The 15,556-nt window shown below is 64.3% G+C and carries 17 protein-coding genes; 13 read left to right on the top strand and 4 right to left on the bottom strand.

Annotation, left to right across the window (positions count from 1 at the left end):
* Positions 1-59: 59 nt before the first annotated feature.
* From BLO80_RS10375 to BLO80_RS10315, 13 genes are all read left to right on the top strand, one after another.
* Entirely contained in the window at positions 60-296 is a 237-nt protein-coding gene (locus BLO80_RS10375; RefSeq protein ID WP_092327867.1) for a 2Fe-2S iron-sulfur cluster-binding protein, read from the top strand.
* Positions 293-1,549 carry an NAD(P)/FAD-dependent oxidoreductase gene (locus BLO80_RS10370; protein WP_092327866.1) on the top strand — a complete coding sequence of 419 codons (1,257 nt, stop codon included), beginning with the start codon at positions 293-295 and terminating at the stop codon, positions 1,547-1,549. Before BLO80_RS10375 ends, BLO80_RS10370 begins: the two co-directional genes overlap by 4 nt.
* Before the next feature lie 187 nt (positions 1,550-1,736).
* On the top strand, positions 1,737-2,486 hold the full coding sequence (locus BLO80_RS10365; protein ID WP_092327864.1) for an AraC family transcriptional regulator: 750 nt from the start codon (positions 1,737-1,739) through the stop codon (positions 2,484-2,486).
* 234 nt (positions 2,487-2,720) lie between these two features.
* Complete coding sequence (locus tag BLO80_RS10360; RefSeq protein ID WP_072404405.1) at positions 2,721-3,539, top strand: ABC transporter substrate-binding protein; 819 nt, start codon at positions 2,721-2,723, stop codon at positions 3,537-3,539.
* Between the two features lie 10 nt (positions 3,540-3,549).
* Positions 3,550-5,328, top strand: a complete 1,779-nt coding sequence (locus tag BLO80_RS10355) for a cis-3-hydroxy-L-proline dehydratase (protein ID WP_092327863.1) — start codon at positions 3,550-3,552, stop codon at positions 5,326-5,328.
* Positions 5,321-5,986: an amino acid ABC transporter permease gene (locus BLO80_RS10350; RefSeq protein WP_092327861.1), complete on the top strand. Its 666-nt coding sequence runs from the start codon at positions 5,321-5,323 to the stop codon at positions 5,984-5,986. The genes BLO80_RS10355 and BLO80_RS10350 overlap by 8 nt, the downstream gene beginning before the upstream one ends.
* A gap of 12 nt (positions 5,987-5,998) precedes the next feature.
* Positions 5,999-6,649 carry an amino acid ABC transporter permease gene (locus BLO80_RS10345; protein WP_092327860.1) on the top strand — a complete coding sequence of 217 codons (651 nt, stop codon included), beginning with the start codon at positions 5,999-6,001 and terminating at the stop codon, positions 6,647-6,649.
* Complete coding sequence (locus tag BLO80_RS10340; protein ID WP_092327858.1) at positions 6,642-7,364, top strand: amino acid ABC transporter ATP-binding protein; 723 nt, start codon at positions 6,642-6,644, stop codon at positions 7,362-7,364. The genes BLO80_RS10345 and BLO80_RS10340 overlap by 8 nt, the downstream gene beginning before the upstream one ends.
* 107 nt (positions 7,365-7,471) lie before the next feature.
* Complete coding sequence (locus tag BLO80_RS10335; RefSeq protein WP_092327856.1) at positions 7,472-8,500, top strand: trans-3-hydroxy-L-proline dehydratase; 1,029 nt, start codon at positions 7,472-7,474, stop codon at positions 8,498-8,500.
* Between the two features lie 212 nt (positions 8,501-8,712).
* Positions 8,713-9,630, top strand: coding sequence for a dihydrodipicolinate synthase family protein (locus BLO80_RS10330; protein WP_092252247.1), 918 nt, complete (start codon positions 8,713-8,715; stop codon positions 9,628-9,630).
* Between the two features lie 151 nt (positions 9,631-9,781).
* The gene (locus BLO80_RS10325; RefSeq protein WP_092327855.1) at positions 9,782-10,336 is read left to right on the top strand and encodes a DinB family protein; all 555 of its coding nucleotides are present in this window, start codon (positions 9,782-9,784) and stop codon (positions 10,334-10,336) included.
* Between the two features lie 25 nt (positions 10,337-10,361).
* Positions 10,362-10,712, top strand: a complete 351-nt coding sequence (locus BLO80_RS10320; RefSeq protein ID WP_092327853.1) for a DUF6152 family protein — start codon at positions 10,362-10,364, stop codon at positions 10,710-10,712.
* The gene (locus BLO80_RS10315) at positions 10,712-11,215 is read left to right on the top strand and encodes a DUF6644 family protein (RefSeq protein WP_092327851.1); all 504 of its coding nucleotides are present in this window, start codon (positions 10,712-10,714) and stop codon (positions 11,213-11,215) included. Before BLO80_RS10320 ends, BLO80_RS10315 begins: the two co-directional genes overlap by 1 nt.
* A 51-nt stretch (positions 11,216-11,266) precedes the next feature.
* On the opposite strand, the gene BLO80_RS10310 is transcribed toward BLO80_RS10315, so the two are convergent.
* The 4 genes from BLO80_RS10310 to BLO80_RS10295 form a co-directional block, all read right to left on the bottom strand.
* Positions 11,267-12,331, bottom strand: coding sequence for a 2,3-butanediol dehydrogenase (locus BLO80_RS10310; RefSeq protein ID WP_256574188.1), 1,065 nt, complete (start codon positions 12,329-12,331; stop codon positions 11,267-11,269).
* Between the two features lie 81 nt (positions 12,332-12,412).
* Positions 12,413-13,525 carry an acetoin dehydrogenase dihydrolipoyllysine-residue acetyltransferase subunit gene (locus BLO80_RS10305; protein WP_092327848.1) on the bottom strand — a complete coding sequence of 371 codons (1,113 nt, stop codon included), beginning with the start codon at positions 13,523-13,525 and terminating at the stop codon, positions 12,413-12,415.
* Positions 13,525-14,541, bottom strand: coding sequence for an alpha-ketoacid dehydrogenase subunit beta (locus BLO80_RS10300; protein ID WP_060742039.1), 1,017 nt, complete (start codon positions 14,539-14,541; stop codon positions 13,525-13,527). Before BLO80_RS10300 ends, BLO80_RS10305 begins: the two co-directional genes overlap by 1 nt.
* A 36-nt stretch (positions 14,542-14,577) precedes the next feature.
* On the bottom strand, positions 14,578-15,555 hold the full coding sequence (locus tag BLO80_RS10295) for a thiamine pyrophosphate-dependent dehydrogenase E1 component subunit alpha (protein ID WP_092172937.1): 978 nt from the start codon (positions 15,553-15,555) through the stop codon (positions 14,578-14,580).
* Position 15,556: the final 1 nt, after the last annotated feature.

Genomic DNA, 15,556 nt, shown 5'->3' with positions numbered 1-15,556 from the left:
CCTCGCCACGGGATGGGCGTTTGGCGCTGATATCCATTTATCCCTGGGGGATTGTTCCTATGCCTGATCTATTCCTCGATGGCCGCCCGTTCTCGGTTGCCAACGGCACCAGCGTCGCGGCGGCATTGGCGCTGGGCGCGGACGGTTGCAGCCGCACCTCAGTCAGCGGCCAGCGACGGGCGCCCTTGTGCGGCATGGGCATCTGCCAGGAGTGCCGGGTGTTGATCGATGGCCGTCGCCGCCTGGCCTGCCAGACCTTGTGCCTCGATGGCATGCATGTGCAGACCCGACCATGAACGAAACCACCGACCTGCTGATCATCGGCGCCGGCCCCGCGGGCATGGCCGCTGCCCTCGCCGCGGCAAGCAGCGGTGCACGCATCGTGCTGCTGGACGACAACCCGCTGCCCGGCGGCCAGATCTGGCGCGACGGCCCCCAGGCCAACCTGCCCGCCGCCGCCCGACGCCTGCGCGATCAACTGCACACCTGCGCCAACGTACGCTGCCATGCCGGTACTCGCGTGATCGCCTGCGCGGCGGATAAAACCTTGCTGGTGGAAGACGCCGAGCGCGGCTGGCAGATCAGCTACGAGCGCTTGATCCTCTGCACGGGTGCCCGTGAGTTGCTGCTGCCGTTTCCCGGCTGGACACTGCCCGGCGTGACCGGCGCCGGCGGGTTGCAGGCGTTGATCAAGGGCGGCTTGCCCGTGCGCGGCGAACGGCTGGTCATCGCCGGTAGCGGCCCCTTGCTGCTGGCCAGCGCCGCCACGGCAAAACATCAGGGCGCCCAGGTGGTACGCATCGCCGAGCAGGCCCGTCGCGGCGCCGTAGCCGGTTTCGCCGCGCAGTTGCCACGCTGGCCGGGGAAGTTTTTCCAATCGTTCAGCCTGTTCGACCGGCACTACCGCACCGATACCCATGTGGTGGAAGCGCTTGGCCGGGACCGGCTGGAGGGCGTGCGCCTGCAACAGCAAGGCGAGACGATTGAATTGGCCTGCGATCGGCTCGCCTGCGGTTTCGGGCTCATTCCCAATACCCAGCTGGGCCAGGCCCTGGGCTGCGCGGTCGAAGAACAGGCGCTGGCGGTGGACGCGTGGCAAGCGACCTCTCGCCGCGAACATTACGCCGCCGGTGAGTGCACCGGTTTCGGCGGCAGCGAACTGGCGCTGGTGGAAGGCGCCATCGCCGGCCATGCCGCCGTCGGCAACAGCGGCGCCGCCCAACAGCTGTGGCCCCGTCGCGCACGTTGGCGGGGTTTCGCCCGGGCCTTGAACACGGCCTTCGCCCTCGATCCACGCCTCAAGACCCTGGCCACGGCGGACACCCTGGTCTGCCGCTGCGAGGACGTGCCGTATGGCGAACTGGCCGGCCATGGCAACTGGCGCGAAGCGAAACTGGCCAGCCGCTGCGGCATGGGCGCCTGCCAGGGCCGAGTATGCGGCGCCGCCCTGGAACACCTGTTCGGCTGGACCCCACCCCTCCCGCGCCCGCCCTTCAGCCCGGCGCGGATCGAGACCTTGCTGAACCTGGCAGAAACCCCGCCCACCTGAACCGGACTGAGATTCTATTGTGGGAGCGGGCTTGCTCGCGAAAGCGGTGGCTCGGCTTGCAACGATTTTGAATGTGCCGACGCTTTCGCGAGCAAGCCCGCTCCCACAGTAGACCGAGTTGGTTCCAGACCTTCCTGCCTCAAGGGTTTCGGCTCTATGATCTCTGCGTCCTCTCAGAATCCAGACCATGTACCCCTCGCTCACCTCCCTAGCCCCTTGCGACCTCGACACCCTGTTGCGCAGCCTGCAGCCCATCGCCCCGCTGCTGGACACCCTCGCGGACGTGGTGTTTTTCATCAAGGACCCGCAGGCCCGCTACGCCTTCGTCAACCAGACCCTGGCCCGGCGTTGCGGTTTCAAACACCGCGGCGACCTGCTCGGCCTCACCGCCGACCAGGTGTTCCCCGAACGCTTCGGCCCGCTGTACACCGAACAGGATCGCCGGGTGCTGGCCAGCGGGCGGGAGTTGGCCGACCAGCTCGAACTGCATTTGTATTACGGCAACCAGCCCGTATGGTGCCTGACCCACAAGCTCGCCCTGCACGATCCGGATGGCCGGATCGTCGGCCTGGCCGGCATTTCCCGCGATTTGCAACTGCCGCAATCGAGCCATCCGGCGTTTCACAAACTGGCGGCGGTGGACGCCCATATCAAGCAGCACTTCGCCCGCCCCATCAGCCTTGCCGAGCTGACCGCCATCGCCGAATTGTCGGTGGCGCAACTGGAACGCCACTGCAAGCGCATCTTCCAACTCACACCGCGGCAGATGATTCACAAGGCCAGGCTGGAGGAAGCCTCGCGGTTGTTGCTCGACCAGGACCTGCCGATCACCGAGATCGCCCTGCGCTGCGGTTACACCGATCACAGCGCCTTCAGTCGCCAGTTCCGCGCCCTGACCAGCCTGTCCCCCAGCCAGTATCGCGAGAATCAGCACTGATCCTTGTTCCCTGATGGGGCGTCGGGTTCCGTGGTTGCTCCCATCTGTAACACCACGGGCCAACGCAGCACCCTGCCTCTATGTGCCCCCGCCAGCCGGGAAAGCCTCTAGGTCAGTCCTTCAACACAATTACTGCGGCTCAACCCGAAACAGGCATGCCGATTGCTTATCTAATATCGTATACGAAATCCTCAATACGATAGCTCACCGCATTTATTCGACAGCGAGGCATTTATGAAAAACCCTGCATTGGCCGTAGCCCTCAGCGTTGTCCTCACCCCGCTTTTCATCGCCCCGGCCCACGCCGACAAACTCGACGACATCATCGGTTCCGGCAAACTGCGCTGCGCCGTGACCCTGGACTTCCCGCCCATGGGCTTTCGCGACGAAAGCAACAAACCGGCGGGATTCGACGTGGACTATTGCCAAGACCTGGCGAAGGTCCTCGGCGTAGACGCCGAAGTGGTGGAAACGCCGTTCTCCGACCGAATCCCTGCGCTGCTGTCGGGCCGCGCCGACGTCATCGTCGCCTCCACTTCCGACACCTTGGAGCGAGCCAAGACCGTCGGCCTGACCGTGCCCTACTTCGCCTTCCAGATGGTGGTGCTGACCCGCGACAACACCGGCATCAACAGCTACGCCGACCTCAAGGGCAAGGCCTTGGGTAACACCAGTAGCACCTACGAAGCCATCGCCCTGGAGAAGGACCAGAAGAGCTGGGGCAGCGGCAGCTTCCGCGCCTACCAGTCGCAGAACGACACCCTGCTGGCCGTCGCCCAGGGGCACATCGATGCCACCGTGGTGACCAACACCGTGGCCGCCGCGACCATCAAGTCGGGCAAGTACAAGGGCCTGAAGATCGCCGGTGACGCGCCCTACGTCATCGACTACGTATCCCTCGGCGCCAAGCGCAGCGAGTACGGTCTGCTCAACTACCTCAACCTGTTCGTCAACCAGCAGGTGCGCACGGGCCGCTACAAGGAGCTGTTCGTCAAATGGGTCGGCACCGACATTCCGCCGGCCAACCTGACCGTTCCCCAGGTCTACTACTGAGGATCGGCGCATGCCAAGCACGCCTGTCCGTGTGAAAGGCCGCAGCCTGGTGGAGGGTGCCGCCCAGGGCGCCCTGCTGTTCGCCGAGGTGGGGCTGAGTTTCTGGGGTGGAGTCGATCCAGCCAGTGGCGAGGTCATCGACCGGCACCATCCCTTGAGTGGCCAGCACCTGGCCGGGCGCGTATTGGCGATTCCCAGCGGACGCGGCTCCTGCACCGGCAGCAGCGTCTTGATGGAGCTGATCAGCAACGGCCACGCCCCCGCAGCCCTGGTGCTGGCCGAAGCCGATGAAATCCTGACCCTGGGCGTGCTGGTGGCGCAGGTGATTTTCCAGCGTTCGCTGCCGGTGTTGTGCGTGGGGCACGAGGCCTTCAATGGTCTGCGCGGCCAGGGTTTTGTCCGTCTGGAAGGCGATGTCCTGACATTGTCTGGCCGGCCCCTCGACGACGGCTGGCAAGGTTCGTACGCGGCGTCGCAGCCGCCCACTTTCTCAACCCTGGCGCTGACCGAACAAGACCGGGCATTGCTCGACGGCAGCCATGGCAAGGCCGCCCAAGTGGCGATGCACATCGTGCTGCGCATGGCCGAGATCCAGGGCGCCACGCAACTGCTGGACGTGACCCAGGCCCACATCGACGGCTGCATCTACACCGGTCCCGCCAGCCTGCGCTTTGCCGAACAACTGGTGCAGTGGGGCGCGAAAGTCCGTGTACCCACCACCCTCAATGCCATCTCCGTGGACCAGCGTCGCTGGCGCGAGCTGGGCGTCGAACCGGCCCTGGGCGAGCCGGCCAGTGCCCTGGGCGACGCCTACATGGCGATGGGCGCCCAGCTGAGTTTCACCTGCGCCCCCTATCTGCTGGACACCGCGCCAAAGGCTGGCGAGCAAATCGTCTGGGCCGAATCCAACGCGGTGGTCTATGCCAACAGCGTGTTGGGTGCGCGCACGCAAAAGTACCCGGACTTCCTCGACATCTGCATCGCCCTTTGCGGGCGGGCGCCGTTGACCGGCTGCCATCTCGACGATCCGCGCAAGGCCCGGCTGATCGTCGATGTGCCGGCGCTGGGCAAGGTCGATGACAGTTTCTATCCGCTGCTGGGCTACCACATCGGTAGCCTGGCCGGCCGGCGTATTCCGCTGATACGCGGCCTGGAACGCGCCGCACCGAGCCTGGACGACCTCAAGGCCTTCGGCGCCGCGTTCGCCACCACCAGCGCCGCGCCGCTGTTCCACATCGCCGGGGTGACACCGGAAGCCCTCGATCCGGACGATGTCCTGGAGCGTGACGTCGCGTTGCCACAGGAAAGCGTCGATGCCGCGGGCCTGCTTGCCAGTTGGCGCGAACTCAACAGCGCCCGGGATAACTGGGTGGACGTGGTGTCCCTGGGCAATCCGCATTTCTCCCTCAGCGAATTCGCCGCCCTAGCGACCTTGTGCGCGGGCCGGGTCAAGCATCCCTACGTGGTGCTGGCGATCACCTGCGGCCGGGCGGTGCTGGAGCAGGCCCGCAAAGCCGGGTATCTGACCGCCATCGAAGCCTTTGGCGCGGTGCTGGTGACCGACACCTGTTGGTGCATGTTGGGTGAGCCGGTGATTCCGCCCCACGCCACCACCCTGATGACCAACTCCGGTAAATACGCCCACTACGCACCCGGCCTGGTCGGTCGCGGGGTGCACTTTGCCGCCCTCGCCGATTGCGTCGAGGCCGCGTGCACCGCCGCCGCCAGCGGCCAACCACCGGTGTGGCTGCAATCGACCCTTCGCACGGGGGACTCCAGCGATGTTTGACTACACGTTCCAATGGCGCCCGGCCTTGCGCGCCCTGCCCGACATGCTCGCCGGGGCCTGGGTGACCTTCGAGACCGCCGCGCTGTCGATGATTTTCGGCGTGCTGATCGCCCTGGTGCTGACGGTGATGCGCCAGGCCCCGAATCGCTTGCTGCGGGGCGTGGGCAATGGCTGGGTGTCCATCGCCCGCAACACGCCCTCGCTGTTCCAGATCTACATCCTCTACTTCGGCCTCGGCTCCCTCGGGCTGCACGTCAGTTCCTGGCTGGCCTTGCTGGCCGGGATTACCTTCAACAACGCCGGCTACCTGGCGGAAAACTTTCGCGGCGGCCTCCAGGCCGTGCCCGGTACGCAAATGCGCGCCGCCCGTTCGTTGGGGATGAGTGCCTTCCAGGCCTACCGGATGATCATCGTCCCGCAACTGTTGCGCATCGTCTTCTACCCGCTGACCAACCAGATGGTCTGGGCGGTGCTGATGACGTCCCTGGGGGTGGTGGTCGGCCTGAACAACGACCTCACCGGTGTCACCCAGGAATACAACGTCAAGACCTTTCGCACCTTCGAATACTTCGCCCTCGCGGCGGTGCTGTATTACCTGATCGCCAAGCTGATCGTCGGGTTGGCCCGACTATTGTCCTGGCGCTTGTTTCGTTACTGAGGAGGGTGGGTCATGTTTTCTACAAGCCTCAGCGTCAACGACCTGCTGTATTTGCTCGAGGGGGCCTGGGTCACGCTGCAACTGACCGTGTGGTCGATCCTGCTGGGCACCTTCGCCGGGTTGCTGTTCGGCCTGTTGCGGGCGCTGTTGCCGCGGGCCAGCCTGCCACTGGCCTGGCTGCTGGACGTGTTTCGCAGCGTGCCGCTGCTGATCCAGTTCGTGCTGTTCAACTCCCTCAAGAGCATCGCCGGCCTGAACCTCAGCGCCTTTGCCGTCGGCTGCATCGTGCTCGGGGTCTACGCCGCGGCGTACTTCACCGAGATCGTGCGCGGTGGCGTGCTGGCGGTGCCGTTGAGCACCCGCCGGGCCAGCCGGTCGCTGGGCCTGAGCTATGTGCAGGACCTGCGCTTCATCGTCCTGCCGATTGCCACGCGGGTGGCCTTTCCCGGCTGGTTGAACCTGGTGCTGGGCGTGATGAAGGACTCCGCGCTGGTGATGTGGATCGGCATCGTCGAATTGCTGCGGGCGTCGCAAACCATCGTCACGCGCATTCAGGAACCCCTGCTGGTGCTGTGCATCGCGGGCCTCATTTACTACGTCATGAGCCTGGTGGTCGCCCGCCTCGGCGCACGCCTGGAAAGAAGGTGGCAGGAAAATGATTGAGATCGAAAACGTGCATAAAGCCTTCGGCGCCCTGGAAGTGGTCAAGGGTGTGAGCCTGACGGTGGACAAGGGCGAAGTGGTGTCGATCATCGGCGGTTCCGGCTCTGGCAAGTCGACCCTGCTGATGTGCATCAACGGCCTGGAGCCCATCCAGAAAGGCAGCATCCGCGTGGACGGCATCGAGGTTCACGACCGGGCCACTGATCTCAATCGCTTGCGGCAGAAGATCGGCATCGTCTTCCAGCAATGGAACGCCTTCCCTCACCTGACCGTGTTGGAGAACGTCATGCTGGCGCCGCGCAAGGTGCTGGGCAAGAGCCGGCAGGACGCCGAGGCGCTGGCGGTGAAGCAGCTTGAACATGTGGGCCTGGGGGACAAGCTCAAGGCCTTCCCCGGCAAGCTTTCCGGCGGCCAGCAACAACGCATGGCCATCGCCCGGGCCCTGGCCATGTCGCCGGACTACATGCTCTTCGACGAAGCCACCTCGGCCCTGGACCCGCAACTGGTGGGCGAAGTGCTGGACACCATGCGCATGCTCGCCGAAGACGGCATGACCATGGTGCTGGTGACCCACGAGATCCGCTTCGCCCGGGACGTGTCCGACCGCGTGGCGTTCTTCTGCAATGGGCGGGTCCATGAAATCGGCCCGCCGGACCAAGTGATCGGCAACCCGATGCAGCCCGAGACGGCGGCGTTTCTCAAGTCGGTGAAATAACGGATGGCCCTATCGCGAGCAAGCTCGCTCCCACAGGGGAACGCATTTCAATGTGGGAGCGAGCTTGCTCGCGATGAGGCCCGACCAGACAACAAAGGATTTGATCCATGCGCTCATCAAAAATCATCCATGTAGTCAGTTGCCACGCCGAAGGCGAAGTCGGCGATGTGATCGTCGGCGGTGTCGCACCACCCCCCGGTGCCACGGTGTGGGAGCAGTCACGCTGGATCGCCCAGGACCAGACCCTGCGCAACTTCGTCCTCAACGAACCCCGTGGCGGTGTGTTCCGTCACGTCAACCTGCTGATGCCAGCCAAGGACCCGCGGGCGCAGATGGCCTGGATCATCATGGAACCGGCCGACACGCCGCCGATGTCCGGCTCCAACTCGCTGTGCGTGGCCACCGTGTTGCTGGACAGCGGCATCCTGCCGATGACCGAACCCCAGACCCGCCTGGTGCTGGAAGCGCCGGGCGGCCTGATCGAAGCGGTGGCCGACTGCCGCGACGGCAAGGTGCAACGGGTCGAGATCAAGAACGTGCCCTCCTTCGCCGACCGCCTCGATGCCTGGATCGAAGTCGAAGGCCTGGGCTCCCTGCAGGTGGACACCGCTTATGGCGGCGACAGCTTTGTCATCGTCGACGCCCAACGCCTGGGCTTTGCCATTCGCCCCGACGAGGCCGCCGAGCTGGTGGCCGTGGGCTTGAAGATCACCCGCGCCGCCAACGAACAACTGGGCTTCGTGCACCCGTTGAATCCTGACTGGTCGCACATCTCGTTCTGCCAGATCGCCGCGCCCATCGTCCAGGAGAATGGCATCGCCACTGGCGCCAACGCCGTGGTGATCCAGCCCGGCAAGATCGACCGCTCCCCCACCGGCACCGGCTGCTCGGCACGCATGGCGGTGTTGCACGCCAAGGGCTTGATGCAGGTGGGCGAGCGGTTTATCGGCCGCTCGATCATCGGCTCCGAATTCCACTGCCGCATCGACTCACTGACCGACGTGGCGGGACGCCCGGCGATTTACCCGTGCATCGCCGGACGGGCGTGGATCACCGGGACCCATCAGCTGTTGCTCGACCCGGCCGACCCGTGGCCGCAGGGCTATCGGCTTTCAGACACCTGGCCTGGCGCATGATCTTTCAACTTGCACACACCCCTGTGGCGAGGGAGCTTGCTCCCGCTGGGGCGCGAAGCGGCCCTCTGGATTTACCTGACACACCAAGTTGCCAGATAGTTATTGGGGCCGCTTCGCAGCCCAGCGGGAGCAAGCTCCCTCGCCACAAGAGCTCTGTATTCGACTCAACTTTATCTGCGTATACGAAATACCATTAACCACCGGAGACAACCATGAGCAAACGCATCAACTGGAGCGGCGTGTTCCCTGCCGTCACCACGCAATTCAACGATGACTTTTCCATCAACCTGGAAAAAACCCACCAAGTGATTTCCAACGTCATTCGGGACGGCGTTTCCGGCCTGGTGGTCTGTGGGTCGGTGGGGGAAAACACGTCCCTGAGCGCCGAGGAAAAAATCGCCGTGACCGAAGTGGCGGTGGACGCCTCCCGCGGCCGCGTGCCAGTGATTTGCGGCGTGGCCGAGTTCACCAGTGTGCAGGCCGCCAAGGTCGCCAACGCGGTGCGCAAGGTGGGGGTCGACGGGGTGATGCTGATGCCTGCGCTGGTCTACGGCTCCAAACCCTTCGAGACCGCCGAGCATTTCCGCTACGTGGCCCGTCACGCCGATGTGCCGCTGATGGTCTATAACAACCCGCCGATCTACAAGAATGACGTGACCCCGGACATCCTGATTTCCCTGGCCGATTGCGACAACGTGGTGTGCTTCAAGGATTCCTCCGGCGATACCCGGCGCTTCATCGACGTGCGCAACGAAGTCGGCGATCGCTTTGTGCTGTTCGCAGGCCTCGATGACGTGGTGCTGGAAAGCCTTGCCGTGGGCGCCGAAGGTTGGGTCTCGGGCATGTCCAACGTGTTCCCGAAGGAAGGCGAGACCATTTTCCGCCTGGCCCGCGCCGGACGGTTCGCCGAAGCGATGCCGATCTACGAATGGTTGATGCCGATCCTGCATCTGGACGCCCGCGCCGATCTGGTGCAATGCATCAAGCTGTGCGAAGCCATCGCCGGCCGCGGCAGCGCCCTCACCCGCCCACCGCGCCTGGCCCTGCCGGAAGCGGACCGGGTGTATGTGGAGCAGATCATGGCCAAGGCCATGGCCAATCGGCCGGCGTTGCCGGATGTGGGGCTTTAAGACCTCCCCCAAGAAAGTAAGGAGGCCTGTGTGGGAGCGGGCTTGCTCGCGAAAGCGGTCTGTCTGGTAGGACTATGCTGTATGTGCCGCCGTCTTCGCGAGCAAGCCCGCTCCCACAGGATTTGTGGCGGCCATGACAGGGAGGCTTCCCATGAACTATTTCCTGGCCCAGGTCCTGAACAACCAATGGGCCAATCACAGGCTGCTCAACACCTGCGCGCAACTGAGCGAGGCCGAATATGTGGCCCAACGCACGGGATTCTTCCCGTCCATCCAAGCCACGCTTTGCCACATCCTGGAAGTGGACCGTTACTACCTCACCGCCCTTGAAGGTGATCGTGACGGCCAGATAAAGGATTTCTCCGAGATCCTGCCCTTTGCCCAGCTCATGCAGAGCCAGACTCAAACCGACCAGCGGCTTGTGGCCTTCTGCGAATCACTGCGGGAAAAAGACCTCGCCCGCTGCGTCGACCTGGTGCGGGCCGACGGTGTCGTGTGCGAACGAATCGACCGGCTGCTGTTGCACCTGTTCGAACATCAGATCCATCATCGTGGGCAGGTCCACACCATGCTCAGCGCCACCCACGTCGAGCCGCCACAACTCGATGAGTTCTTTCTCGATTGCGACCGACCCTTGCGCAAGGACGAGGAACAGCGGCTTCAACTCGATGAACGGCGGGTCTGGCGCGATTACGTGACTGGTTGAACCGCCCCCAAAAGGAGACCTTGCCATGAACGTTATCCTTCGTTGCATCGGTTTGGCGTCGATGCTGATGGCCACGGCAGCACTCGCTCACCACGGCTGGAGCGAATACGACGCCAGCACGCCCTTGGAACTCGACGGCACCATCAAGGAAGCCGGTTACTCCCATCCCCATGGCTACGTGCGCCTGCAAACCACCGACAAAACCTGGACCGTCGTGCTGGCCCCGCCGTCACGCATGGAGAATCGGGGCCTGACCAAAGACATGCTCAAAGCGGGTAACCGGGCCACCGTGGTCGGCTATGCAAACCGCAACAAACCCGACGAATTGCGCGCCGAACGCATCACCATCGACGACAAGACCACCGAGTTGCGCTGATGCAGGCCTCCCAGGCTGGCGCGACCCAAGGCTGGATGGACCAACTGGGGGATTCATCCCTGGCGCTGGCCATGCGCAGCGAGCTGTGGCTCTACCCGCTGGTGGAAGTCGTGCACATCATCGGCTTTTCGGTGCTGGTGGGCGCGGTGTTGATGTTCGACCTGCGTATCCTGGGGCTGTCCAAAGGCATCGCCGTGACCGCCCTGGCCCGTCATCTGCTGACCTGGGCCATTGCGGCCCTGCTGCTGATCGTGCCTGCCGGGCTGATGATGTTCAGCGCGCACCCCCATGATTTTGCCGGCAACGACGTCTTCGTCCTCAAGCTCTGCCTGATCGCGACGGCGGGCCTCAACGCCCTGGTGTTCCACGTTGGAACCTACCGCGGCGTCCAGCAATGGAATATCGGTCACAAGGCACCCGGCCTGGCCAGAATCCAGGCGCTGGTGTCCATGGCGCTATGGATCGCGGTGATCTGCTGCGGCCGCCTGCTGGCTTATACCTGAAAAAAAGCGATGGCCGCTGCGGCCATCGCCAAATCGCCCACCCGGGCGCGCTCAGATCCGTGCGGGAGACACGATGATCTTCACGTTGTGCTCCTTGTTGTTCACCAGCTCCTCGAAGCCCTGCCCGACGATCTCCTCCAACTGAATGCGCCCGGTCACCAGCGGCGAGATGTCCAGGCGTCCGTCGGCGATGAAGGCGATCACATCGGCGAACTCACCGTTGTAAGCCAGCGCGCCGAGCACTTGCTTCTCGGTGGAGACCAGTTCAAAGAAGTTGAACTCGCTCGGTTCCTCGAAAATGCCCACCAACACGCATTTGCCGGCCTTGCGGATCAGGTCGATGGCCAGCTTGGCGGTGTGCTTGTTGCCAATGCATTCGAAACTGACATCGGCCCCCAGGCCAGCGGTCAGGCGGCGGACTTCGGCCAGGGCGTCGCATTCGTTCGGATCGATCACGTGGCTGGCGCCGACTTCCAGGGCCTTGGCCTTGCGGGCACCGGACATTTCCAGGGCGATCACCTGGGCCGCACCGGCCGCCTTGGCGCACATGATGGTGCACAGGCCGATGGTTCCGGCACCGACCACCACCACGTTCTGACCCAACAGGCTGCCGGCCTTTTTCACCGCATGCATGCCCACCGCCAACGGCTCGATCAACGCACCGGCCTCGGTCGGAAAGTCGCCAGGCAGTTTGTAGAGCAGGTTCGCCGGCACGTTGACCAACTCCGCGAACGCACCGTTATTCATCAGCCCGGTGAAGGCCAGGTTCTCGCAGATGTTGTAGAGCCCGTGGGTACAGTAATAGCAAGTGCCGCAGTGCTGGCAGGCATCGGCCGCCACCGGTTCGCCGACGCTGAAACCCTCGACGCCGGCGCCCAATTCGACGATTTCGCCGCAGAACTCATGGCCGAGGATGCATTGGCCCTTGATCCCGGTCAGCGGATGCGGCGCGTCCACCGGGATGAACACCGGCCCGGCCACGTATTCATGCAGGTCAGAGCCGCAGATGCCGCACCATTGCACGCGGATCTGCACCCAACCGGCGGGCGGCGAAACCGGCAGTGGCACGTCTTCGACGCGAATGTCGTTGCGGCCATGCCAGACGGCGGCGCGCATGCTGCGGGTCGGCTTGATTGAAACGTTCATAGTTGCCTCCAGAGTATTTTATGGGGCGGCGATTCATCGCCGCCCGCTTGGTCAGTGCTGTGCGATGAACTCGATAATCGATCGATTGACCTGCTCGGCCGCTTCCATCTGCACCATGTGGCCCTGGCCGGGGAGCACTTCGACCTGGGCATCCAGCCCTTCGCTGTGGGCCGCCGGGATGATTGCGTCGTCGCTGCCCCAGATCACCAGGGTCGGTACGTGGCCGGCCTGCACCACCTCGCGCAGGTCCACCTGCTGGCGGCCGTCGGCGAACAGCGTCGCCGACAGTTGTCGCAGGGCGGCGTCCACGCCTTCCAGGCGCTTGTACTTGAGCATGTCGTCGAGCATCTGCCGCGTGACCAGCTCGGCATTGGAGAACAATTGCACCAGTGGCGGCTTGAGGGCGTTGCGGTTGGCCGCTTCGACGAAACCTTGCAGGTAGCTGCCGTTGATCTGCGCGCCCAGCCCGGCGCTGCCGATCAAGGTCAGCGACCGTATCCGCTGGGGCATCAGACGCGCGGCATTCAGCGACACCGCCCCACCCATGGAATGCCCCACCAGATGCACCGCGTTGATGTCCAGGTGATCGAGCAAAGCCAGCACCACGCCGCTCAGCTCGTCCAGGTCGCCGCGTTGCAGGGTTTTCGAAGATTCGCCATGGCCCGGCAGGTCCAGGGCAATGACCCGACGCCCGGCGGCCAGCGCTTCATGGTTGAACAGCCAATTGTTCAGGTCGCCGCCGAAACCGTGCACCAGCACCAACGGCACGCCGCCCTCGCCGCGCTCGAAATAGCGGATCACCCGGCCGTCCAACTCGACTTTCTGCGGTGTCGGGCCGCTGTCTTCATCGGCTGCGTCACCGGGCACGAAGTTGGACTGGAACTGCTCGATGACCGCGTCGATCTCGGCGTCGCTGGCCTCGCCGTCGACGACGATGCCAAGCAAGGCGCCGACCGCCAGGGTTTCGTCCTGGCGGGCAACCTGCCGGCGCAGGATTCCGGAGAACGGCGCCTCGACGCTGCTGGAGATCTTGTCCGTCTCGACGTCCATCACTTCCTCGCCCTTGGTGATGGCCTGACCCTCCTCCTTGAGCCAGGCATCGACCCGGCCCTCGGTCATCGACAGGCCCCACTTGGGCATGGTCAAGGTATGAATCTGGCTCATCAGCGCTTGCTCCACTCGATCACGTTGAGCACGGCTTGCTCGATCTTCGCCGCGTCAGGGATGTACAGGTCTTCCAGGGCATCGGAGAACGGCACCGGCGTGTGCGGCGCGGTGACCATTTCGATCGGCGCCTTGAGCGCGCCGAAGGCCTTTTGCGCCACCAGCGCGGAAACATCGGTGGCCATGGAACAGCGTGGGTTGGCCTCGTCGATCACCACCAGGCGCCCGGTCTTCTCCACGCTTTCGAGGATGCTGTCCTCGTCCATCGGGCTGGTGGTACGCAGGTCGATGACTTCGCAGTCGATACCGCGCCCGGCCAGGCTGCGCGCGGCGTCCATCGCGGTGTTGACCATGCGTCCGTAGGACACGAGGGTCACGTCCTTGCCGTCGCGCAGGAAGTTGGCCTCGCCAAAGGGGATGGTGTAGAGCTCTTCCGGCACTTCGCCCTGCATGCTGTAGAGCAACTTGTGCTCGCAGAAGATCACTGGGTCGTTGTCGCGGATCGCCTGGATCAGCAGGCCCTTGGCGTCGTAGGGCGATGACGGGCAGACCACTTTCAGCCCCGGAATGTGCGTCCACAAGGACGTGAGCATCTGCGAATGCTGGGCGGCGGCGCGCAGGCCGGCGCCGACCATGGTGCGGATCACCAGGGGCGTGGAAGCCTTGCCGCCGAACATGTAGCGAAACTTCGCCGCCTGGTTGAGGATCTGGTCCAGGCAACACCCGGCAAAGTCGACGAACATCAGTTCGCACACCGGGCGTACGCCGCAGGTGGCAGCCCCGACTGCCGCGCCGACGTAACCGATTTCCGAGAGTGGCGTGTCCAGCACGCGCCCGGGAAACTGGTCGTAAAGGCCCTTGGTCACCCCAAGTACACCGCCCCAGGCGTCGTTTTCACCGGGTGCGCCAGCGCCACCGGCCACGTCCTCACCCATGATGAACACGCTCGAGTCCCGGCGCATCTCCTGGGCCAGCGCTTCGTTGATTGCCTGCTGATAGCTGATTTTTCTCGCCATGATGGAGTTCTCTATTCTTGTTGTTCAGGAGGGCGTTCAGGGATAGCTGACGTAGACGTCGGTCAGCAGGTCCGCCGCGGAGGGCTTGGGATCGGACTTGGCCTTGTACACGGCGTTTTCAATCAGCAGGTCCACTTCCTTGTCGATCTGGTCCAACTGCTCGACGGTGAGCAAGCCGGCCCGGGTGGTGCGCTCGCGGAACTGCATCAGGCAGTCCTGGTTTTCACGAAAGTGCTTGACCTCGTCGGGTGCCCGGTAGGTCTGGGCGTCGCCCTCGAAGTGGCCGTAGTAGCGGGTCAGCTTGACCTCGATCAGCGACGGCCCCTCCCCGGCACGGGCGCGTTCGACGGCAGCCCCGGCGGCTTCATGCACGGCAAAGAAGTCGAAGCCGTCGACAGTCACGCCGGGCATGCCGAACCCGGCCGCGCGGTCGGCGATGTGATCGCAGGCCACTGACCAATTGGAAGCGGTGGCTTCGGCGTAGCCGTTGTTTTCCGCGACGAACAGGCACGGCAGGTTCCACACCGAGGCCATGTTCATGGCTTCGAACACCGCGCCCTCGTTGGAGCCGCCGTCGCCGAAAAACACCACGGCGACGCTGTCGGTGCCCTTGAGCCGGGCCGCCAAAGCCGCGCCGACCACCAGGGGCGCGCCGGCGCCGACAATGCCATTGGCGCCGAGCATGCCTTTCTCGAAGTCGGCGATGTGCATCGAGCCGCCCTTGCCTTGGCAGACGCCGGTTTTCTTGCCGTAGATCTCGGCCATCATCCCGTAGACGTCCACGCCCTTGGCGATGCAATGACCATGGCCACGGTGGTTGGAGGCAATGCAATCGTCATCGCCCAGGTGGGCCATGACGCCTGCGGCCGAGGCTTCTTCGCCGGCATACAGGTGGACGAACCCGGGGATTTCACCCGTGGCGAACTCCACGTGAAGGCGCTCTTCGAAAGCGCGGATGGTGCGCATCACCTGGTAGGCGTGCAGCAGTTGATCGTGGGTGAGCGGTGTCGACATT

Source organism: Pseudomonas sp. NFACC56-3 (assembly GCF_900100025.1).
Lineage (GTDB): Bacteria > Pseudomonadota > Gammaproteobacteria > Pseudomonadales > Pseudomonadaceae > Aquipseudomonas > Aquipseudomonas fluorescens_AA.
This window is presented reverse-complemented; position numbering and strand designations above follow the sequence as displayed.